This window comes from Salinicoccus sediminis, from assembly GCF_000986795.1.
Classification (GTDB): Bacteria; Bacillota; Bacilli; order Staphylococcales; family Salinicoccaceae; genus Salinicoccus; species Salinicoccus sediminis.
In genome coordinates this window covers 1-21,118 of the sequence record NZ_LAYZ01000023.1, presented here as the reverse complement: position 1 = coordinate 21,118, position 21,118 = coordinate 1, and the positions used below count along the sequence as shown (strand labels likewise).

At 47.3% G+C, this 21,118-nt stretch carries 25 protein-coding genes and 1 rRNA gene; 17 read left to right on the top strand and 9 right to left on the bottom strand.

Annotation, left to right across the window (positions count from 1 at the left end; translation table 11 throughout):
• Position 1: 1 nt before the first annotated feature.
• Positions 2-1,018: an FUSC family protein gene (locus WN59_RS08080; protein WP_046515503.1), complete on the bottom strand. Its 1,017-nt coding sequence runs from the start codon at positions 1,016-1,018 to the stop codon at positions 2-4.
• Positions 1,019-1,124: 106 nt separating this feature from the next.
• Between WN59_RS08080 and map the strand changes: the two genes are divergently transcribed.
• Positions 1,125-1,880, top strand: a complete 756-nt coding sequence (map, locus tag WN59_RS08075) for a type I methionyl aminopeptidase (protein ID WP_046515500.1) — start codon at positions 1,125-1,127, stop codon at positions 1,878-1,880.
• Between the two features lie 93 nt (positions 1,881-1,973).
• Here the strand turns inward: map and WN59_RS08070 are convergent, their stop codons facing one another.
• The 4 genes from WN59_RS08070 to WN59_RS08055 all read right to left on the bottom strand — a co-directional run bounded on the left by WN59_RS08070 (position 1,974) and on the right by WN59_RS08055 (position 4,210).
• Complete coding sequence (locus WN59_RS08070; RefSeq protein WP_046515497.1) at positions 1,974-2,168, bottom strand: hypothetical protein; 195 nt, start codon at positions 2,166-2,168, stop codon at positions 1,974-1,976.
• A gap of 65 nt (positions 2,169-2,233) precedes the next feature.
• Positions 2,234-2,800: a beta-class carbonic anhydrase gene (locus WN59_RS08065; RefSeq protein WP_046515493.1), complete on the bottom strand. Its 567-nt coding sequence runs from the start codon at positions 2,798-2,800 to the stop codon at positions 2,234-2,236.
• The gene (locus tag WN59_RS08060) at positions 2,784-3,827 is read right to left on the bottom strand and encodes a YihY/virulence factor BrkB family protein (RefSeq protein WP_046515488.1); all 1,044 of its coding nucleotides are present in this window, start codon (positions 3,825-3,827) and stop codon (positions 2,784-2,786) included. Before WN59_RS08060 ends, WN59_RS08065 begins: the two co-directional genes overlap by 17 nt.
• 62 nt (positions 3,828-3,889) lie before the next feature.
• Positions 3,890-4,210, bottom strand: a complete 321-nt coding sequence (locus WN59_RS08055) for a hypothetical protein (protein WP_046515485.1) — start codon at positions 4,208-4,210, stop codon at positions 3,890-3,892.
• A gap of 154 nt (positions 4,211-4,364) precedes the next feature.
• Between WN59_RS08055 and WN59_RS08050 the strand changes: the two genes are divergently transcribed.
• The 8 genes from WN59_RS08050 to WN59_RS08020 all read left to right on the top strand — a co-directional run bounded on the left by WN59_RS08050 (position 4,365) and on the right by WN59_RS08020 (position 10,019).
• Positions 4,365-4,565, top strand: coding sequence for a DUF1128 family protein (locus WN59_RS08050; protein ID WP_046515481.1), 201 nt, complete (start codon positions 4,365-4,367; stop codon positions 4,563-4,565).
• 16 nt (positions 4,566-4,581) lie between these two features.
• Positions 4,582-5,814, top strand: a complete 1,233-nt coding sequence (locus tag WN59_RS08045) for an aminopeptidase (protein WP_046515478.1) — start codon at positions 4,582-4,584, stop codon at positions 5,812-5,814.
• A 70-nt stretch (positions 5,815-5,884) separates the two neighbouring features.
• Positions 5,885-6,040: a hypothetical protein gene (locus WN59_RS13735; RefSeq protein WP_197073401.1), complete on the top strand. Its 156-nt coding sequence runs from the start codon at positions 5,885-5,887 to the stop codon at positions 6,038-6,040.
• A gap of 102 nt (positions 6,041-6,142) precedes the next feature.
• Positions 6,143-6,652 carry an acyl-CoA thioesterase gene (locus WN59_RS08040; protein WP_046515473.1) on the top strand — a complete coding sequence of 170 codons (510 nt, stop codon included), beginning with the start codon at positions 6,143-6,145 and terminating at the stop codon, positions 6,650-6,652.
• 10 nt (positions 6,653-6,662) lie between these two features.
• A complete protein-coding gene (locus WN59_RS08035) occupies positions 6,663-7,442 on the top strand; it encodes a regulatory protein RecX (RefSeq protein ID WP_046515470.1) in 780 nt (259 codons plus the stop codon).
• Positions 7,429-7,749, top strand: a complete 321-nt coding sequence (locus WN59_RS08030; RefSeq protein WP_065232765.1) for a YfhH family protein — start codon at positions 7,429-7,431, stop codon at positions 7,747-7,749. Before WN59_RS08035 ends, WN59_RS08030 begins: the two co-directional genes overlap by 14 nt.
• A 4-nt stretch (positions 7,750-7,753) precedes the next feature.
• Positions 7,754-9,250, top strand: coding sequence for a hypothetical protein (locus tag WN59_RS08025; protein ID WP_046515465.1), 1,497 nt, complete (start codon positions 7,754-7,756; stop codon positions 9,248-9,250).
• Between the two features lie 10 nt (positions 9,251-9,260).
• On the top strand, positions 9,261-10,019 hold the full coding sequence (locus tag WN59_RS08020; protein ID WP_046515462.1) for a hypothetical protein: 759 nt from the start codon (positions 9,261-9,263) through the stop codon (positions 10,017-10,019).
• 12 nt (positions 10,020-10,031) lie between these two features.
• Here WN59_RS08020 and WN59_RS08015 read toward each other — a convergent pair whose 3' ends face one another.
• The gene (locus WN59_RS08015; RefSeq protein WP_046515458.1) at positions 10,032-11,009 is read right to left on the bottom strand and encodes a metal-dependent hydrolase; all 978 of its coding nucleotides are present in this window, start codon (positions 11,007-11,009) and stop codon (positions 10,032-10,034) included.
• Between the two features lie 51 nt (positions 11,010-11,060).
• Here WN59_RS08015 and mutY point away from each other — a divergent pair, with 51 nt between their 5' ends.
• The 4 genes from mutY (at position 11,061) to WN59_RS07995 (ending at position 15,129) form a co-directional block, all read left to right on the top strand.
• Positions 11,061-12,080: an A/G-specific adenine glycosylase gene (mutY, locus tag WN59_RS08010; protein WP_046515455.1), complete on the top strand. Its 1,020-nt coding sequence runs from the start codon at positions 11,061-11,063 to the stop codon at positions 12,078-12,080.
• 71 nt (positions 12,081-12,151) lie between these two features.
• Positions 12,152-12,697 (top strand): nucleoside tri-diphosphate phosphatase, encoded by a 546-nt coding sequence (gene ntdP / locus WN59_RS08005; protein ID WP_046515451.1) that lies wholly within the window; start codon positions 12,152-12,154, stop codon positions 12,695-12,697.
• Positions 12,698-12,749: 52 nt separating this feature from the next.
• Entirely contained in the window at positions 12,750-14,486 is a 1,737-nt protein-coding gene (locus tag WN59_RS08000) for an ABC transporter ATP-binding protein (protein ID WP_046515447.1), read from the top strand.
• 25 nt (positions 14,487-14,511) lie between these two features.
• Positions 14,512-15,129 (top strand): DNA-3-methyladenine glycosylase, encoded by a 618-nt coding sequence (locus WN59_RS07995; RefSeq protein ID WP_046515444.1) that lies wholly within the window; start codon positions 14,512-14,514, stop codon positions 15,127-15,129.
• A gap of 32 nt (positions 15,130-15,161) precedes the next feature.
• Here WN59_RS07995 and WN59_RS07990 read toward each other — a convergent pair whose 3' ends face one another.
• Positions 15,162-16,274 (bottom strand): FUSC family protein, encoded by a 1,113-nt coding sequence (locus tag WN59_RS07990; RefSeq protein ID WP_046515440.1) that lies wholly within the window; start codon positions 16,272-16,274, stop codon positions 15,162-15,164.
• A gap of 11 nt (positions 16,275-16,285) precedes the next feature.
• Positions 16,286-17,578 (bottom strand): glutamate-1-semialdehyde 2,1-aminomutase, encoded by a 1,293-nt coding sequence (locus WN59_RS07985; RefSeq protein ID WP_046515437.1) that lies wholly within the window; start codon positions 17,576-17,578, stop codon positions 16,286-16,288.
• A 145-nt stretch (positions 17,579-17,723) separates the two neighbouring features.
• On the opposite strand from WN59_RS07985, the gene bcp reads away from it, so the two are divergent.
• The 3 genes from bcp to perR all read left to right on the top strand — a co-directional run bounded on the left by bcp (position 17,724) and on the right by perR (position 19,644).
• Positions 17,724-18,170: a thioredoxin-dependent thiol peroxidase gene (gene bcp / locus WN59_RS07980; RefSeq protein WP_046515434.1), complete on the top strand. Its 447-nt coding sequence runs from the start codon at positions 17,724-17,726 to the stop codon at positions 18,168-18,170.
• A gap of 4 nt (positions 18,171-18,174) precedes the next feature.
• On the top strand, positions 18,175-19,119 hold the full coding sequence (locus tag WN59_RS07975; protein ID WP_046515429.1) for a D-2-hydroxyacid dehydrogenase: 945 nt from the start codon (positions 18,175-18,177) through the stop codon (positions 19,117-19,119).
• A 90-nt stretch (positions 19,120-19,209) separates the two neighbouring features.
• The gene (gene perR, locus WN59_RS07970; RefSeq protein WP_046515792.1) at positions 19,210-19,644 is read left to right on the top strand and encodes a peroxide-responsive transcriptional repressor PerR; all 435 of its coding nucleotides are present in this window, start codon (positions 19,210-19,212) and stop codon (positions 19,642-19,644) included.
• A 56-nt stretch (positions 19,645-19,700) separates the two neighbouring features.
• Here the strand turns inward: perR and WN59_RS07965 are convergent, their stop codons facing one another.
• Entirely contained in the window at positions 19,701-20,111 is a 411-nt protein-coding gene (locus WN59_RS07965) for a DUF2614 family zinc ribbon-containing protein (protein WP_046515426.1), read from the bottom strand.
• A 451-nt stretch (positions 20,112-20,562) separates the two neighbouring features.
• Between WN59_RS07965 and WN59_RS07960 the strand changes: the two genes are divergently transcribed.
• Positions 20,563-21,118, top strand: a 16S ribosomal RNA gene (locus WN59_RS07960); the annotation flags it as partial.

Below are 21,118 nucleotides of genomic sequence, written 5' to 3'. Positions count from 1 at the left end.
TTTAATCCGCTTTTATTTGAGTATTCACCTTTCTATTTTCCCCGGAGGCCCTTTCATGCTGGACAATCATCTGGTAGATGATGATGATTTCATAGAGGACATGAATTTTGAAAGCGTCATTTTCCCCGTCCATCCTTCTGATACAGCGTCTTAACGACCGAATGGATGGATTCGTCATTTTCAGTGTGGAGAGATCGCCCGCGAGGCATCGTGCAATGTCTTCCATCGCCTCCTTCTCCTCGAAAGAGAAGTCCATGGTTATATTTTCCGGCAGGTAGATCAGATTGCCGACATGGATGAAATAGAGCTTTTTGAACTGGCTCTCACGTTCAAGACGGTTCATGAGACGCATTTCACTGCGGTTGGATCTGTGATATTTGAATTCATCCTGCTGATATTTCAGCAGTTTTTCGGACTCGGTAATCTGCTTCTGGATGCTGCTGTATTCCTTCTCGGATCTTTTTGAGACGAATCGGCCTTCTGTAAGTTCACGGATCCTTTTGACGAGCAGCTGATGCGTCTTTTTGGTGGTTGCCTTGGTCATTTCTTCTATCTGATCTGTGTATTTCGGCGGCAGTATAAAAAAATTGACCAGTGTACTGGTAGCCAGGCCGATTGTAGTCGTTGCCAGACGTGAAAAGAAATTGTAGAAATACGCATCGCCGACAGAAGGCACCATGGCCACGGCTGTGAGGGCAGCGACGAGGACGCCGGCATGGAGTTTCAATCTGTAGGTGACAAAAATGGTCAGTGTTGCAGCCAGTGAATATGTCAATGCGCTCTCCCCGAACAGATAGAGGGAAGCGACTGCGATAAATGCACCGATGATCGAGGCGGGAAACCTTACGTATGCCTTTTTCAAAGAAGCGTAGGCGGTCGGTTCTATGGTAACGATTGCCGTGATCACCGCGAATATTGGTGGCAGATTCAGTACAATGCATATCACTGCTGTGAGGAAAGTGGAAATCCCTGTCTTTATGATTCGCGGTCCAATGATCTTACGGATATCTAAACTCATATCATAACTTCTTTCTCTTAAATTTAAGCGGTATAGTCAGTATAGCATGAAGAATTTGTTATAATAAAAACTGAAAACATATTTTTAAAAGTAAGTAGGGAATATAATGATTATCAAAACAGATGAAGAACTGAAACATCTTGAAGAGATTGGCCAGATTTGCGGCAGAGTACTGAAATCCCTTGTGGAATCCACAAAGGCGGGGATGACTACAAAGGAGATAGATGAGCGTGGCGGAAAGCTCCTGAAAGAGATGGGGGCAGAGAGTGCACCGGTTTCTGAATATGATTTTCCCGGGTTTACATGCATAAGCGTCAACGAGGAAGTGGCGCACGGTATCCCCGGAAAAAGGGAGCTCAAAGAGGGGGATCTCGTCAATATCGATGTGTCCGCCAAAAAGAACGGCTACTTTGCCGATACAGGCATTTCATTCATCGTGGGTGAAAGTGAGGATCCGATGAAACAGAAAGTGGTCGATGTATGTGAAGAGGCTCTGGATGAAGCGATCAAAAAGATCAAACCGGGAACCAAAGTGAGCCAGATCGGACGCGCAGTACACAAAGTCGCCCGCAAAAACGGCCTGAATGTCATAAAGAACCTTACGGGACACGGAGTCGGGAAAAGTCTGCATGATGCGCCGCAGCATATCATGAACTATTTCGATCCGACAAACCATGACCTGCTGAAGGAGGGCATGGTCATAGCAGTGGAGCCGTTCATCTCCTCCAATGCATCATTCGTCACCGACGGCAAGAACGACTGGGCGTTTGAGACAAAAGACGGCAGTTTCGTCGCCCAGAAGGAGCATACGATCCTTGTGACTGCTGCGGGGCCGAAACTACTCACACTGGTTGAAGACTGATAACAGACCAAAACGTACACAAAAAGGACTGAAGACCTGGTCAATACCAGAGTCTCCAGTCCTTTTTGCCGTCCTTCTGTAAAATCAGCCTGTTCAGGCGGGGTTTTTCCTGTCGTCCTGCCTGCCGGTTTCTTCAGACTTCTGACTTTCCGGAAGGACATCGGTATTTTGGGGAGTCTCTTCATCAGGATGTCTTTCAAGCAAGTCTTTAAGAGCAGAGCCTCCGCCGCCTTCGTTTTGCATGCGGTCGATGCCGCGTTCAGGAGTGCCTCTTTCCTTGAAGTTCATCTTCATCCCCTCCTTAACTGTATTATACCTCAAATCGGTATAAAATAACACTTTCCTTCGATTTTCTAGTTGTATTCATAGCCGTCTGTCACCAGGTCGATCTTGCCGTCGTCAGGATTGATGACGACCCCGTGTACAGGGATGTCAGGGACCATGAGCGGATGCTGCCTGACTTTCGCAACGTTCTCTGTCACACTCTCTTCCACACTGTCAAAACCTTTCAGCCATTCTTTTATATCGATGCCTGAGTGTTTCAATGTGTCGATGACACCTGGGTTGATGCCGCGGTTTTCCATCTCCTCCATTACCGGTTCAGGCTGGAGGGCTCCGAAACCACAGTCATGGTGGCCCATGATCATGACTTCATCCGCACCAAGCATATAGACTGCCACAAGGATACTTCTCATAGTACTGCCGTAAGGGTGGGCAATCATGGCGCCGGCGTTCTGGATATGCTTGATGTCCCCATTCTTAAGGCCAAGTGCTTTCGTGGATAATTCGGTGAGCCTTGTATCCATGCAGGATACAAGCACCATCTTCTTGTCCGGTGACTTCGTCGTCGTGTACTTCTCGTACTCTTTGTTTTCTACGAACTGCTGGTTGTACTCGAGTAAATCATGCAATAGACTCATCTTGTCTGTCTTCCTCTTTCTCTTTTCGTAAAGTACGCTTATGCATAATCGCATTTATCTGTGCGCCTAATATAATGATAACACCAGTGATGTACAACCATAAAATTAAAATGATTACACCGGCAATACTGCCATACGTCGCTGAGTAGTTTCCGAAATTGGAAATGTAGAAACTGAAGACCCATGAAGCCACAAGGAAAGTGACTGTCGTAAACAATGTGCCGGGGATGACCGACTTCACTTTCAGCCTGATATTCGGTGCTGTCGTATACATGACAAGGAATACGACGAACACGAGAAGTAGCGGCAGAACGCTCCTGATAAGATTCCATAGTGTCTGGAACTGCTGGTCCAGGCCAATCACACCGAACATGAGATTACCAATCTGCTCACCAAATACAATAAGTACGAAAGTCAGTATGACGGACAGGGCGAGTATTACTGTGAATACTATGGATAGGAGCTTTGCGACGATGAAATTCCTGTTATCTTCTATGTCATATGCAACATTGAATGCATTCATAAGGGCTGTCATGCCGTTTGAAGCGGACCATAGGGTAACGATCAGGCCGACAGAAAGCAGACCGCCGCTTGATGATGTCATGACATCGCTGATTATTCCTTCCAGCGTGCCGGCAATATCAGCGGGTGCATAGTCCTGGATCATCTGAGTTAGTGTGGCCTGGTCAATCTGGAATAAAGGCACCAGTGTCAGAAGGAAGATCAGCAGCGGGAAGATTGCCAGCAGGAAATAGTAGGCAAGCTGTGCCGCCATCCCCGACGTATTATCTTTTGAAAACTGGAACATCAGGCTCTGGAAGAAATTTGGATCACCTTTTATCTTTGCGGGCTTGTTGATTTTGGAAACATATATTTCCTCATCGGGATTTTTGGGAGCCTTGGATTTGAACTTCACTTCATCGACGAATATGTCGTCACTGTTTCCCCCGGCGTCTTTAGCTTTGTTCTCTTTTTCCGTCATCTTCGCCTCGTTCAGATAGTTTGAACTGCTCTTGTTTTCTGTCATGAAATTTCACCTCTTTAACAAAAAAGGGCCAACTGCCGTCAGCCCTCCGGATATCCGGTTTTTTAATTCAGGTGTTTCTGGTCACGCTTTTTCATGAATGTATCTTTGGCATCCATGATGGATTGCTCAAGTTCAGGGTTTTTCTGTCTGATTTCCTCGATTGTATCTTTCCAGAACATCACTTCCTCTTTGAGGGAATCGAATTTCGATGGCTGACCGGAATTGGAAGAGAATTTCTGTTTTGCCTCATCCGGGTTCTGGGCATAATATTTAAGATCTTTGGAGCCGCTGATCACTGAGTCCCTGGTGCCCTTGTCAATCAGACTGAGGCCTGCGCCGACAGCGGCACCGATCAGGATTGCGGGAATAAGTTTGTTTTTCATGTAAATTCTCCTTTATGAGTACTGATATAGTTGCTTATAACCATTTTAAAACAAATTCAAACTATATTCATCCAATAACGCGATTTTAAATTTTATTATCATAAGAACTTTGTTAATATGAATATGTCGAAGAAACGAAACGGAGGGCTTACATATGGATAAAGGTACAATGCTCAATGATATTGAAGATAAACTGAATGTGGTGAACAAAGGCATGTTCAAGCCGGAGGACTTCAACGACGAAAGCCTTGGTGAAATTGAAGAAATCCACAGCATGGTGACCGGAAGGACATCGATTTCAGCGATTGAACAGTCCGCCATCATCGAAGAACTTTCCAAACTCAGAAATTCATAAAAAGGGGGATGCAACATTGAAACAGTTTGAGGAAAAACTCGAAAAATATGCCGGTCTGCTTGTGGAGACCGGTCTGAATGTACAAAAGGACGGAAGGGTTTTTATAAGATCCAGCGTGGATGCACTGCCCCTTATCAGACTTGTGACAAAAAAAGCGTATGAAAAGGGTGCCAAAGAAGTCAAAGTGAGTATGACTGATGATGCTCTGACACGCATGCATGCAGAGAATCAGTCCAGGGAGGAATTGAGTACCATCCATCAGTGGACGATTGATGAAAGGATGTACTACTCGGATGAAAAAGCAGGATTCCTGAGCATCACTTCATCTTCCCCTGAACTGCTGAAAGGTGTGGATCCTGAAAAACTGCAGGCGATGCAGGTTGCGTCAGGACGGGCATTCAAGGACTTTTCGAACAGAATCCAGTCCGACTACCACAGCTGGTGTGTGGCAGGGTATCCTTCTGTCGAATGGGCTAAGCTTGTCTATCCGGATAAAGATGATGATGAAGCTGTCAGTGCTTTGCTCGACCTCATACTCTACACTGTGCGGGCGGATGTTGAGGACCCGGTTGCAGCGTGGGAAGAACTTGACCGTTCGCTGCACGAGAAAGTGGACTATCTGAACGGCAGGAAATACAAAGCATTGCGATATGAGGCACCGGGCACAGATTTTGTAATGGAACTGCCTGAAGGTCATCTCTGGGCAGGGGCTTCCAGTGTGAATGAAGACGGCGAACGTTTCATGGCGAATATGCCAACGGAGGAAGTTTTCAGTGTCCCGAAAAAGACAGGCGTGAACGGATATGTTTCGAATACGCTGCCGCTCAGCTACGGCGGCAACATAATAGATGATTTCAAACTTACGTTCAAGGATGGGAAAGTGGTGGATTTTGAAGCGGACACAGGTTATGACGTGCTCGAAAATCTGCTGAACACCGATGAGGGGGCAAGGTATCTTGGCGAAGTTGCACTCGTCCCCCATGATTCACCGATCTCAAATACGGGTAAATTATTCTATAACACATTGTTTGATGAGAATGCTTCGTGTCATATCGCACTCGGCAGCGCGTATGCTTTTTGCATAGAAGGTGGCAAGTCGATGTCGCGGGAGGAGCTTGAGCACGCCGGACTCAATGACTCCATCAGCCATGTTGATTTCATGATCGGTTCTGAAAAACTCAATATATACGGCGTCGATGAAGATGGAAGAGAAGAGAAAATCTTCGAAAAAGGCAATTGGGCGTTTTAAATTCTTGGTGCAAAAAGCTGAAAATATGATAAAATTGAGTTAATAAGAAAAGTCCAATAGGAGGATACCTATGAGTTTTGCAATGATGTTTCTAGTACTTGCAGCATTTCTCTTTGCCATTTTCGCATTTTCGGCAGTGTTGTCGTACTTTCTGACCAAAGCGCTCCCCGGCAAGGATGCGCTGGTCGTCGATACTCCGGAGGAAGCGCTGGAGCGTAAAATATAAATCATCCACACCGATGATTTTCAGGAAGGGATATCGTCTATCCCTTCTTTTTTTATGCTCAAAATATGCTATTATAGTATTGCTGAACATGGAGGGGATAGCATGGAAAAGAAAATGTCAGAGTCATATACAGTAAAGACTTCGAATGTACTTCCGCCTGATACGAACAATCATCAGACACTTTACGGCGGCCGGCTGTTGGAATACATAGATGATGTGGCTTCGATTGCAGCGAGGCGCCATTCGAGATCGAAAGTGGTGACAGCATCCATCGACTCGGTGGATTTCCTGGAACCGATCAATCTGGGTGATGTCGTCATTTTGGAGGCGATGGTCACCCATACCGGTACCTCATCGATGGAAGTGCTGGTCAAGATTTCAAAAGAGGAACTGGAAGAATCGGGAGAGGTCAGTCTCGCAGCTTTCAGTTTCCTGACTTTCGTGGCACTCAGTGATGACAAAAAACCAATCAGTGTGCCGGCGCTCATACCGGATAATGACAGGTTGAAGTGGCTGGACGAAACCGGAGAGGAAAGGGCTGAACACCGTAAGCACAGGCGTGACAGATCGAAGGCGCTCAGGGAATTCTTTGCGAATGATCTTTTTGATTAGGGTGAGTTGAATGCAGATTGAGAAAGTTGTTGAACAAAAGGGCGGCATGTTCAAAATAGTCATGGACAATGGTGATTCCTTCAAGGCACATGAGGAATCACTCGTCCGGTACCGTCTGATGAAGGGCACCGAACTTGACGAGGCGGAATACGAGCGGATCATGCAGGCTATCCAATATGACCAGGCTTATGTAGAGGCGCTTAAATATATCAGTTATAAACTGCGTTCCATCAGTGAAATGCATCAATATCTGTCAGAGGACTACGGCCCCGAGGTCATTTCAGAGACCATCCACAGGCTTAAGGATGAAGGCTATCTCAATGACAATCACTATGCTGTAGCATTGAAGAATACGATGCTGAACACCAGTGACAAAGGCCCGGGCTCACTTGTGCGTGAACTTAAGAAGCATCAGGTCGACCAGGATATCATCATGCGTATGGCGGATGCGTTCGATTCTGAAATCGACCGTGAGCGCATGAACCGGATAAAAGCCAGGGAACTGAAAAAGCACAGGGGCGCCTATCGTCAGTTCAGGATGAAATTGCAGGAGAAGCTCTATCAAAAAGGGTATAATCAAGACCATATGGACATGATTACATTTGATGATGATGAATTCGATGAGACTTCCCATTTTGAGAAAGACTTTGAAAAGTACTACAATAAGCATATGAAAAAGGACGGCTCGTATGCATCCAGGCAGAAATTGGTACAGGCGCTGATGGGGAGAGGCTATAATTACGATATGATCCAGAAAAAGTTAGGCGGTATAGATGATGAGTTCATTTAACAAAATGACAAGGCGTGAAATAGAAGCGTACATTGTCGATAAACGGGAAAAGATGCGCAAGTCAGAAATGATGGGAATCGAAAATGAATACCGGGTGTATGAACGCCAGGTGCTGATTGCAGAGAGCTATCTGATCGATCTGTCACAGATCGAACCGGGGAAAATATATAAGATTGTCAGCAACGAGGATTTTTATTTTAAAGTGGAATATATAAAAGGGGTCTTTGCATGGGGCTTCTACCTTGGCGGCAACGACAAAGAGACAGGGATTCCAGTAAGCATGCTCCAGTTAAGCAGGAAGGGTTGATTCAATGCACGACATCATTCTGCTCAGGGCACGGGACCTGACTTATGCCAAAGAACCGGTGAAATTCAAGGACCGGATGCTCAGCCGTGCTGAAGGTCTGATGCTGAAGGATGTCACTTTCCATCTTTACAAGGGAGAAGTGCTCGGCATTCTGTCGGACTATAAGTCTCTCTATTATTTGAAAGAGGTTGTCAGCGGCACGCTGGATGCGACAAAAGGGAAAGTGAAAACCAGGAGTTCCATACTCAGCCTGGATGTCATGGATCATGTCCATCACAGGCACCCTGTGAATATTTTCGTCTCGGAGCTTCTGGATGAATATATGCGGCCGGATGCTGCATTGAGAGTGATGGAGGAACTCAAAGAGCAGCCGTTGTTCAGAAAAAGATGGACCACGCCCCTCAGAGACCTGCCGCGCAGGGAAATCGCGCTGATACTGATTGAGATGTCCAAAGTCACTGATGCGGATATCATCATCTACTGTAATATGTACCGTCATCTGAGCGGCCGGGATAAAGAGATGTTCAGGGGTACCGTGAACAATCTGGAGCGTTCGGAGCGCGGCATCCTTCTGCTTGAGAGCGATATTGAACCGATCAGCATTCTTGCGAACTATTTCCTATGGCTCAGTTATGGACAGATACGCTATGATGGCAGCGTCAAAAAAGGCGTGGATACATATAATGAGTATATGCGTAAGAAAAGCCAGCTGAAGAGCGTGGATGAAGAGGCCCTTTTTGATCTTGAATGGAAACAGAATGTCTCCGAGTACGCAAGATATAAACACTCCCTGAAGCGGCTGAGCCGTAAACAGACCGGCATCATCGACGGACTGAACATCCGGAAGATCATATTGTCTGTTGTATTGCTGTTCATGATGCTGATGTCAAGCTTTGTCATATTCATGGATATCTCGTTTACCGGTGAGGCGAACAGCAACGAGGATCAGACAGTGACTGTGCCGGAAGAGGAAGAGAACGCGCGGACTTATTATGCAATCACTGCAGAAGATGATATGGAGTTCGGCAGCCGGGTGCTCTCCCACATGAGCCTTGTTGAAGTGGATTCTGACCACCAGGATGGATATACGGTATTGATGGGAGGCGCGGAGTATGAGGCCGGTGAGGACAGTCTGATCTATTTCAATCCGGCGAGCCTCTATCCTGAAGCTGCTTTTGAGTCACTCCTGCCTTACACCAGTGACAGATTCGTGGAGTCCTATCAGTTCTATACACGGTATGTGGGAAGAAAGGCGGAGGAAGTGACGGACGGTTTCAGCCTGTCATCATCCGACGAGCGGCATGCAACGGTTTCCGGCTTTCCTGTTACGTATCATTTCAGGAACGGCTACGTATTTTCAATGACCATGCCTGCTTCCGATATCGACGGACTCCGTGAAGAATATGGACTTAAGTCCGAAGATGTCATATTCAGGCTGCAGGATGGCGGCTTCATGATCCTGGATGCATCGAATGAAACATGGCTGTACATTGACCAGTAGGAGGGGAAAGATGAATTACAAAGTAAGGTATTTGTGGAGGCAGTTCCTGGATCAGACAGGATATTTCTCAAAGCACAATCTCACGCCCCTCCTGTTTTATGCCATCGGACTTGTATTTCTGCTCGTGGCGATGACATTCATGGGACCGGAGGGGATCATACGTTATCTGTATACCGTAGTCGGTCTGATGGGTGCTGTATGGCTCTTCAGTATGGTGGTCCTGAACAGGAACGCCACTTTCTATAAAGATTCAGTGGTCAAAGTCAGTTATGTCCCGCTGTATTTCAGAATGCTTCCGACAGTCATTTTCCAGACTTTCATCTTCGTGATGTTCACTGTTCTGTACAGTGCATTCACAGCACTTGTGGTGGATGACTGGCTGATCGATATATTCTCCCTGCTGTATTACACGGTTCTCGGTGTCATATTGATCATACCTTTCATCCTGCTGTTCCTGACAGTGGAGACTCCGAACCTCGGGAAGGTGAATGTGGCGGTATTTACAGTGCTGGTACTGGTCGTGCCGGTACTCTATCTGCCCGAATCGATACCCGATGTGTTTGAGAACATACTCAGCCTGAACCCTTTCTACTATGTAGTGAACGGACTTCAGTCGAACGCTGTGCAGCTTGCCTGGAATATCGACAGGCTGCCGCATGATATACTGTTCTTTTCACAGGCTGCATTCCTATACCTGTGGATGCTCGGGTTCTACAGCAAGATGAAGTTCAATCTCTACCAGTACAGAAAAAAACGACAGGATGCCTGACATCCTGTCGTTTTAATTATTTATCAGTTTGCGCTGAAGTTTGCTTTCCGAGAAGACCCAGCCGGTATAGCTGTGTATGATCTCTTTATCATTCTTATCTATCTGCATGATACAGACGAACGGGTAATGGCCGTCTTTCAGATACCTGAGATCGACATACCTTATTTCAGCCAGGTCCTCTGAAAGTTCCTTCACTTCATAGCGGTATATTGAGGAGAAGAAGGTGAAGGCCTTGAAATTCAGATCCTTCTTCACCGCTTCGAACAGTTCTTCATCGATCCGTGCGCTCTTATTGAAACGGTCGTAAAAGATGATGTTTCCGCGGAAACTCCTGCCAACGTAGTATGCGTTCTGTGTGACGGCGACGAGCCGCCATTCGAAAAAGTGGATGGTCGGCATGCAGAAGACCCGCGTTATATATTCCCCGGGGAGCTGCCGTTCCACTTTCCTGTTGATGAACCGCTGCATGCCCGCGCGTGCAATGTAGTAGACCAGCATGACGCCGTACAGTATGAAAAAGAGCGCGACCGGTGACATGCCGAGGAACCACAGTATGAAGTAGAGTACATGCATTATGATGATGGGAATATCGACGGTATTGATGACACCGAGCTGTATCCAGGTGTTATTTATCGGACGCAGCGCCTGTGTGCCGTAAGAATTGAATATATCGACGAAAACATGCAGGAAGACCGCAAACTGTATCCACAGGTACATGTTCAATGCCGGGAGATCGAACAGCAGCACAGACAGGGCTGTGAGCAGGACCGGCCAGATGAAGAATGTAAAGGGCAGGGAATGGGTGATTCCGCGGTGGTGTGTGATGTATACTGCATTGTTTTTCATCTTCATGATGGTGTCCACATCGGGGACGAGTGAGGCGCCCACAACAGTGGTGATGAAACCGACGGATAATGGATCGATTGCAGGATCCATTGCGGCCAGGCCGACTATGGTCCCGCCCATCAGGGTATGTGTTAGAGTATCCATATTAAGACTCCCCATTCAATCGAGAAAATTTATGTAGAGGAAGATGTCACGATGCTGAACATTTCAGATTTTAATAATAACCTACTGGCATGGTACCAGGCAAATAAAAGAGACCTGCCATGGCGGCGGACGAGCGATCCGTACCACATCTGGCTGAGTGAAGTCATGCTGCAGCAGACCCAGGTTATTACTGTTATACCCTATTTTGAAAAATTCATAACCAATTACCCGGATCTTGACGCTCTGGCCGATGCGGATGAGGGAAGTCTATTGAAGGACTGGGAAGGGCTCGGCTATTATAACAGGATACGCAATTTCCATGCCGCAGTGAAGGAAGTGCAGAATACATATGATTCGACGGTACCGGACGATCCCGATGCCTTTTTCAGTCTCAAAGGCGTCGGACCGTATATCGGGGGGGCGGTGCAGAGCATTGCTTTCAACAATCTGCTCGCCGCCGTGGACGGGAATGTGCTCCGGGTCATGGCTAGATTGAACCTGGACTACAGGGATATGACCAAAGCCTCCGTCCAGAAATCCGTGAAGCAGGACATTGAAGCGGTCCTGCCGCTTGAAGCGGGGGATTTCAACCAGGCTCTGATGGAACTGGGTGCAGTGATCTGCACGCCGAGAACTCCGAAATGCATCATGTGCCCTGTACAGCAACACTGCGAAGCATACAAAGAGGGGCAGGTGTCCGAACTGCCGGTGAAAAAGAGGGCGAAGAGCAAAAAGGAGATATACTACAACGTCTACTTCATCCTCAATGATAAGGGGGAAATCATGCTCAGGAAGCAGGAAGGCACACTGCTCGGCGGAATGTACGAACTGCCTAAATATGATATCGATACTTCTATTGAAACAATCGAAGAGGAGCTGGGGGTGCCCCTTGATCACCCGAACATCCACACAGGCAGTGTGAAGCATGTGTTCACCCACCAGGTCTGGTATATGGAAGGATATGTTTTATATACAAAAGGGGCACATGAGGATTTCGTACCGCGGGCGGAGGTGGCAAAGCTGCCCATGAGCAGGGCCATGCAGAAGATATACAGGCAGCTGGAAATGTAGTACCAAAAAATGTGATTATAAATGCGTCTATGATATAATATAGAAGTATTATTATAAAGGTGGTGTGGAATATGGGTTTCGAATCCATACCCAAAGAAGGCAGCAGGGTCAAGATCCAGAGCTATAAACATGATGGGAACATCCACCGCGTATGGTCCGAGACGACCATCCTGAAAGGGACGGATCATGTTGTGATCGGCGGCAACAACCGTACTCTGGTCACTGAAAGCGATGGACGCACATGGGTCACCCGCGAACCTGCGATTGTCTATTTCCATGTGGATTACTGGTTCAATGTAATCTGCATGTTCCGTGAAGATGGCGTATACTACTATTGCAATCTTTCCTCGCCATTTGTCTATGATGAAGAAGCATTGAAATACATTGATTACGATCTGGATATAAAAGTGTATCCTGACGGCAAGTATCATCTGCTCGATGAAGACGAATACCGTGTCCATAAGCAGCGCATGAAGTACCCGGATGACATAGACAAGATTTTAAGGCGCAATGTGGATATACTCCAGCAATGGATCGAAAGGAAGAAGGGGCCTTTCGCTCCGGATTTCATCAAAGTGTGGCAGCAGAGATTCAACAACGATTTCAAATCATACTGAAGACCAATCAACTGGGGACGGTTGATTGTTTTTTTGAAAAGGAAGTTTTTAATTGATAAAACGTTATCTGCAATTTGTAAAGCCGTATACGTGGCTGATTGTACTGACGATCCTCATCGGCATCCTGAAGTTCGGGATTCCGCTTCTTCTGCCGCTGCTGATCAAATACGTAATTGACAGCATTATTCTTGCTGACGGTCTGACGGTTGAAGACCAGATGAACATGCTGATCAGGGTCCTTCTGATCTTTTCCTTCATCTTTGTGGTGATCCGGCCGCCGGTCGAATATTTCAGACAGTATCTTGCCCAGTGGACGAGCAATAAGATACTGTATGATATCAGGAAGAAAATGTACGGCCACCTGCAGATGCTGAGTGCGAAATTTTATTCGAACAGTAAAGTGGGGGAGATAATTTCGCGGGTCATCAATGATGTGGAACAGACGAAGGATTTCATCATGACAGGGCTGATGAACGTCTGGCTCGATCTCGTGACGATCATCATCGCCCTCGTAATCATGTTCAGCATGAACGGGGAGCTGACGGTCGTGTCCATGGTCATTTTCCCATTCTATATATTCGGTGTATGGTATTTCTTCGGCAGACTGAGACGGCTGACACGGGAAAGGTCCCAGGCGCTTGCAGAAGTGCAGGGATTCCTGCATGAGAGGATCCAGGGTATAAACGTCATCAAAAGCTTTGCTGTCGAAAAGAATGAGGAAGGCCGTTTCAATGAAAGGAATTCCAATTTCCTTGATAAGGCGACAAACCACGCAAAGTGGACTGCCCGAAGCTTCTCAGTCGTCAATACGATCACTGACATCGGTCCGCTGCTGGTCGTGGGATATGGTGCCTACCAGGTGATAAACGGGAATCTGACGGTGGGTACGCTGGCGGCATTCATCGCTTATCTCGACAGGCTGTACGGCCCGCTCCGCAGGCTCGTTTCATCCTCTACAACTCTGACACAGAGTATCGCTTCTATGGACAGGGTGTTCCAGCTCTATGATGTGAAATATGACGTCCAGGACCGCAAAGGTGCAAAAGAACTCGACCGTACGGACGGCAATATCGAGTTCAGCAACGTAGGTTTTGACTATAACGGCGAGGATACGGGTGTGTTGAAAGATATTGGCTTCAATGTCGGCAGCGGAGAGACCGTCGCGTTCGTCGGCATGAGCGGCGGGGGTAAATCCACCCTCGTCAACCTGATACCGAGGTTCTACGATGTGACAGAGGGCCGGGTAATGCTGGATGGCAAGGACATCAGGGACTATACGATAGAGTCCCTCCGGAATAACATCGGTCTCGTGATGCAGGACAACATCCTCTTCTCGGACTCAATTCTTGAAAACATAATGCTTGCCAAACCGGATGCGACTGAAGAGGAAGTTGTCGAGGCAGCCAAACGGGCGAATGCCCATGAATTCATAATGGGGCTGCCAGATGGATACCACACAGAGGTGGGCGAACGCGGCGTCAAATTATCCGGCGGACAGAAACAGCGCATCGCGATTGCCAGAGTGTTTCTGAAAAATCCGCCGATCCTCATACTGGATGAGGCGACGAGCGCACTCGACCTTGAGAGTGAGAGCATAATACAGGAAACCCTCCTTGAATTGTCAAATAACAGGACGACAATCATAGTGGCACACAGGCTTTCGACAATCACCCATGCAGACCGGATCTTCGTCATGAGCAACGGTGAGATAGAAGAATCCGGCACACATCATGAGCTGATGAACAGACAGGGCGCATACTATGACCTTTACAGCATTCAAAACTTATAATATATAATATCCAAAGGATGAGTTCATGAGCGGACAAGCAGATATTTCATTCCTGCAGCATGATACCCTGGAAGCGGCAAGAGCACTTCTGGGAAAGGAAATCATTACCGAAATTGATGGCGAAGCGACCAGCGGCTTCATCACCGAAGTGGAGGCCTACCTCGGTTTGGACGACAGGGCGGCGCATACTTTCGGCGGCAGGAGGACAAAGAAAAATGAGAAGATGTTCAACAGTTTCGGCCATATATATGTCTACAGTATGCACGGTCACAACTGCATGAACTTCCTGACCCGTGAAAAAGAGCATCCTGAAGGGGTGCTGATCCGCGGCATCGAACCGAATATCGGAAAGGAGATCATGGCCAGCCGCCGCAGCAGGGAGAATGATCTCACAACCGGGCCGGGAAAACTCACTAAGGCGCTTGGCATAAAAAGGGACCTTCATAATGGTATGGAACTGAACAATGGAATACTGACGTTGAGAGAGGGGAGGACGCCGGCAGTCATCGAAGCGACAAAACGCATCGGTATCGACACGAAGGAAGAGGCGGTCGATTTCCCCTACCGTTTCATTGTAAAAGGGAACCCGCATATCAGCAGATTCAAAGGCCGGGCGTCCGAAAACAATGGATGGAAGCACTAAAAAACAGGTATCCAGAAAGGATACCTGTTTTTTTATATATCGAGCGTTTCATCCTGGATGTTGATCTTATTGTTATCGGCATGGAACCTGAAGAAGCTGGAGGTCAACCTGTCGAGTCTGTCGAGTGAATTTGAATACTCATGGATGGAGGAGATCACTTCCAGTATATTTTCATACTGGATCCTCTCCTCGTCAGTTTCAGCTTCATTATACAGCGTGACGAAGTTGTCCATCATGGAATACTCGAACTGGTCATCGACATCATAAACGTCAGCCGGGACTTCGGGTTTGATCTTCTCGGTTATTTTCATGAATATCTGCTCATGGTAGGCCATGAGCTGTTCCAGTTCATATTTGATCCTGTACCTGAAGTCTTCATCAAGGTGGTTATAATCATTTTCGAACCGGTTTATCTTGCGGAGCAGTTCAAATGCCCTTCTCGTGGAGGAAATGAGCTGCTGGAATAAAATCTTGCGGCGCGCCTCCGCGAAATACCTTCTGCTGAAATAGTTCTTTTCCTCCCGGTACCATAGGTACATAGTCTCCAGTGTCACTACTCTCGTCCTGAGTGATTCGATATCCTTCTTTACCACCTGATATTCACTTACGGCATTCAACTCAAGTCTGATCCATTTGAAAATGTCACTCGTGATATTAAAGCAGTTGTGATACATCTTCGTTTCATACTTGGGCGGAATGAAGACCAGGTTGACGACGAGTGAACAGAATACGCCGATCATCACAAGTGAAAACCTGATGCCCGCCGCCTCCAGGAACTCCAATGTTGTCGTCTCACCCATCAGCTGGGGTGCATCCATGATGGCGATCATCGTCACTACTGCAAGCGTCGAGACGCTCTGCAGATTGAAGAACAGCAGGACGGCAAGCACCAGTATGACCGTGAGTCCGATGATGATGATGTTATTGCCGAATAAGAGGACCATCACAATTGCTGATATAGCACCGAGGGTGTTTCCCTGGAATTGCTCCCACAGCCTTTTTGCCGAGCGGTGCACGTTCGGCTGCAGAGCAAAGACCGCGGCAATGGCTGCAATCAGTGTGGGTTCAAGATTCAGCAGTTTGGTGATCATGAGAGTGAATACAACGGTGACTCCGGTTTTAAAAACTCTAGCACCAAAACGCATGGCACCATCTCCTATAAATCATTTTTGAAAACTTCTTCGACGATGGAAAGCGTCTCTCTGATATCGTCTTCAGTATGTTCTGTTGTGAGGAACCAGGCTTCGTATTTGGATGGTGCAATATTGATGCCTCTCTGAATGAGGCCATTGAAGAATTTTGAGAATACTTCCCCGTCACTTTCCTCAGCCATGTTGTAGTCGGTGACCGTCCTGTCTGTAAAATAGATTGTAAGTGCGCCGACAAGACGGTTGATGGAGGCTTTGATCCCGTATTTTCCAATCAGTTCTGTGAGCCCGTCTTCAAGCATTTTTCCGAGTCGCTCAAGCTCCTCATAGACCCCCGGCTTCTCAAGCACTTCCAAACATGCGATTCCGGCTGCCATGCTCAGCGGATTGCCGGCCATCGTACCTGCCTGGTAGGCCGGTCCGAGAGGGGCTACGTTTTCCATTATATCAAGCCGTCCGCCATAGGCGCCTATAGGTGTTCCGCCGCCGATGATCTTACCCATTGCAGTCAGATCCGGATCCACGTTGAGGAAGTTCTGTGCACCGCCGTACATGAAGCGGAATGCTGTGATCACTTCATCATATATGACGAGTGAACCGTTGTCGTGTGCAGCTTGGTTCACCTCTTCAAGAAAACCGTCGAACGGTTCGACGATGCCGAAGTTGCCGACGATCGGTTCCACAAGCACTGCGGCGACTTCATCACCGAAATGGCTGATCGCGGTCCTGAAATCTTCTATATTATTGAACGGCACCGTAATTACATCTTCGGCCACCCCTTGCGGGACTCCCGCGGAGTCCGGTGTGCCGAGCTGGGAAGGGCCGCTTCCTGCAGCAACGAGAACGAGATCCGAGTGGCCGTGGTAGCAGCCTTCGAATTTGATGGTCTTGTTGCGGCCGGTATAGGCGCGGGCCACTCTGATCGTGGTCATTACCGCCTCGGTGCCTGAGTTTACGAATCTTACGCGTTCCAGTGAAGGAATTGCTTCCTGGATCTTTTTGGCGAAATCTATTTCGAGAGTCGTCGGAGTGCCGTACAGGATGCCTTTGCTGCTCTGCTCGGCAATGGCCTCATGGATACGGGGATGGCCGTGGCCTGTAATGATCGGACCATAGGCAGCGAGATAATCTATGTATCTGTTGCCGTCCACATCATAGAAGTATGCGCCTTCTGCACGTTCCATCACGACTGGTGCGCCCTCACCGACTGCCTTATATGATCTGGAAGGGGAGTTGACACCGCCCAGTATGACTTTATCCGCTTCATCTTTGAGTGCTTTTGATTTTCCGTGACTGAACATTCGTTTTCATCCTTTTAACTGCAATTTTTTATACTAGTTATTCTATCATACATATCTTCTATTATTAAGCGAGGCTCATTGTGTTGTGAGTTATGCAGAAGTCCGTTATCATCAGTATATATAAAACTATCTAGGAGGATTACAGATGGATAAATTTCCGGAATTTACGCTTGAAAACCAGAACGGGGTAACAGTTTCCAATGAAGACCTGAAAGGAAAGACGGTCATCTACTTCTATCCGAAAGACAATACACCCGGATGCACCACACAGGCATGCGATCTCAGGGATAACATGGATTTCCTCAACGACCTTGGTGTAACGGTCTACGGGGTGAGCGGCGACTCTAAGAAGAAACATCAGAATTTTATCGAGAAGCAGGGTCTGAACTTCGACCTCCTGGTGGACGAGGATTTCAAGCTGGCCGAGAGCCTTGATGTATACAGGATGAAGAAAGTGTTCGGCAAAGAATCGAAGGGAATCGTCCGGACCACTTTTGTCGTGGATGAAAACAGCAACATCCTGAAGCGTTATGACAATGTTAAAGCGAAAGAGCATATGGACTCCCTCAAAGAATTTCTGCAAGAGGTTTAGGCTGATGAAGAATATCCTCTCGACAACAAGACTCAGGGAAGACATGCTGGAACAGCTTGAAAATGAATTCGGCGGATATGAATTCCGTTTTGTGAAATCTCGTGAAGTGACAGACAGGGACCGGGAATGGGCGGATATATTCGTCACTTACGGCTCTGATATGAAAGCAGAAGATATGCAAGCTTTCAAAAACCTGAAATGGGTGATGGTGATGAGTGCCGGTCTGGATGATATGCCGCTGTCGGAGATGGAGGGCGTCCACATCACGAATGCCAAAGGCATCCATAAGATACAGATGACGGAATATACGATAGGACTCCTGCTCAATTTCTACAAGGATATCCATCAGCTGAACCTTGAGCAGGAGCGGGCGTACTGGAGGAAACAGGCAGTGACTGAGGAGATATACGGTAAAACCGTCCATATCCTCGGCACCGGGAGCATCGGTTCGCATCTGGCGGGCGTATTGAAGGCATTCGGCACAGAAACGACAGGCTACAATACAAAGGGCAGGGAAGTTGAAAATTTCGACCGGACCCTCCCCGTTGACGAACTGCATGCACACATCGGCGAAGCGGATATAGTGATCAACATCCTCCCGAGCACCGGATCCACCCGGAGCATGCTCAATGAAGAAACGTTCAGGAAAATGAAAGACACAGCCGTCTTCGTCAATATCGGACGCGGGGATATCATGACAGATGATACCGTGAATGCGGTTCTGTCAGAAGGATATATCAGGCACATGATCCTGGATGTGTTCAATCAGGAGCCGCTGCCGCCAGGTCATAAATTCTACGAGTATGACAATCTGACAATAACACCGCACGCGTCATCCAAAACGCCGGAATATTTAACACGTGCATTCGAAATCTTCATATATAACCTGAGGCGGGCTGATGATTTCGATTCCATGGAGAATATCATCGATAATGCCCGCGGCTACTGAAAATCTGATTTGACAAACAATTTAATAACGAAGTACAATAAATGTAATACAGTAGTCTGATATAGGAAAGAAGGTATCAATATGAAGATGATGGATGCCAATGAACAGTTCACTGATTCGATTGATGCACTCAAGGAGACTGGTGTCAGAATTACACCACAGAGAAAAGCAGTGCTCAAGTATATGATAGAAACTGAAGAACATCCGACTGCTGATGATATATTCAAAGCGTTGTCCAGTGAATATCCTAATATGAGTGTAGCGACAATATATAATAACCTGAAACTCTTCAAGGATACCGGCCTGGTAAAAGAACTCACCTACGGGGATTCATCCAGCAGGTTCGATTTCATAACAGATACGCATTACCATATCATCTGCAGTAATTGCGGCAAGATCACAGACTTCCATTATCCGGGACTCGAAGAAGTGGAACAGCTTGCCGGTTCTGTGACTGAATATGATGTGAGTCACCACAGACTCGAGATATACGGCCTCTGTCCGGAATGCAGGGAACAGGTCTAGAATGCAAAAACAGATTCATACAGAAAATAGGAAAAGCGGCCGCATGGCCGCTTTTCCTATTTGTCCTGTGGACGGTCGGTTTGACCGGTCTCTTTATTGATTTCATCGATTGCCTGGTTCCTTCTGTGTTCTACATTGTAATCCAGTGAGAAATCCTGGCCTTCCAGTTCCTTGTCGATCGTAAGGGGTTCCTTGCAATGCTGGCAGAAGTCGACATGACCGAGTATCTTCGTGTGCTTTTCGCAATTGGGGCACTGGACGGTTACTGTCCGGGTGCTGATCATTCCCACCCAGAAGTATATGATGAAACTGAGCATTATCGGAAGCAGTCCTACTATAAGGAAGATGCTGAAAATGATCGGCGACTCCCTGAAGAATACTCCCAGATACATGATTCCCATGCCTATGAACACAAGGGCCAGAGCATAGCCGCGGATCCGCTGGATCTTATTGCCTTTCTTTTTCATACTTTCACCTCTGAAATTCATTATATACAATTATGGCCCATTATGATAACCTAATATTTAGCATTTGATGAACAAAGCAGACGCGAAAAAAGAATTTAAAATTCTTCAGTAAAGTTGTTGACATTAAAATGCACACTTGTTATGATATATCTTGTCGCTGATTTGAGCGGCGTAAATTTTTTAACTCAGCAACAAGACAGTATTTCTTCAGCAAAAAAGTTTTTCGAAAGTGTAAAAATTACGCTTGAATAAAACTTGTGGCTGATGTAACATACTAAGAGTGAGAAAAACGAGCAACACAAAAAGAGAGAACATTGAAAACTGAATGACAATATGTCAACGTTTAATTCCGAGAAAGCGACACACATCGTGTGTCACAGATTGAGGCGGACAATACAAACGCAAACGATACTGATTTCAGTATCAAGACGAGCTCAAGATGGGCTTTCCAATTATGGAGAGTTTGATCCTGGCTCAGGATGAACGCTGGCGGCGTGCCTAATACATGCAAGTCGAACGCGAGAGGAGGGAGCTTGCTCCCTCTGATCGAGTGGCGGACGGGTGAGTAACACGTAGGCAACCTGCCCATCAGTCCGGGATAACCGCGGGAAACCGTGGCTAATACCGGATGATCCTCTCCACCGCGGGGTGGGGAGTTGAAAGACGGTTTCGGCTGTCGCTGATGGATGGGCCTGCGGCGCATTAGCTGGTTGGCGGGGTAACGGCCCACCAAGGCAACGATGCGTAGCCGACCTGAGAGGGTGATCGGCCACACTGGGACTGAGACACGGCCCAGACTCCTACGGGAGGCAGCAGTAGGGAATCTTCCGCAATGGACGCAAGTCTGACGGAGCAACGCCGCGTGAGTGAAGAAGGGTTTCGGCTCGTAAAACTCTGTTGTTAAGGAAGAACGACAGGTAGAGTAACTGCTACCTGTGTGACGGTACTTAACCAGAAAGCCACGGCTAACTACGTGCCAGCAGCCGCGGTAATACGTAGGTGGCAAG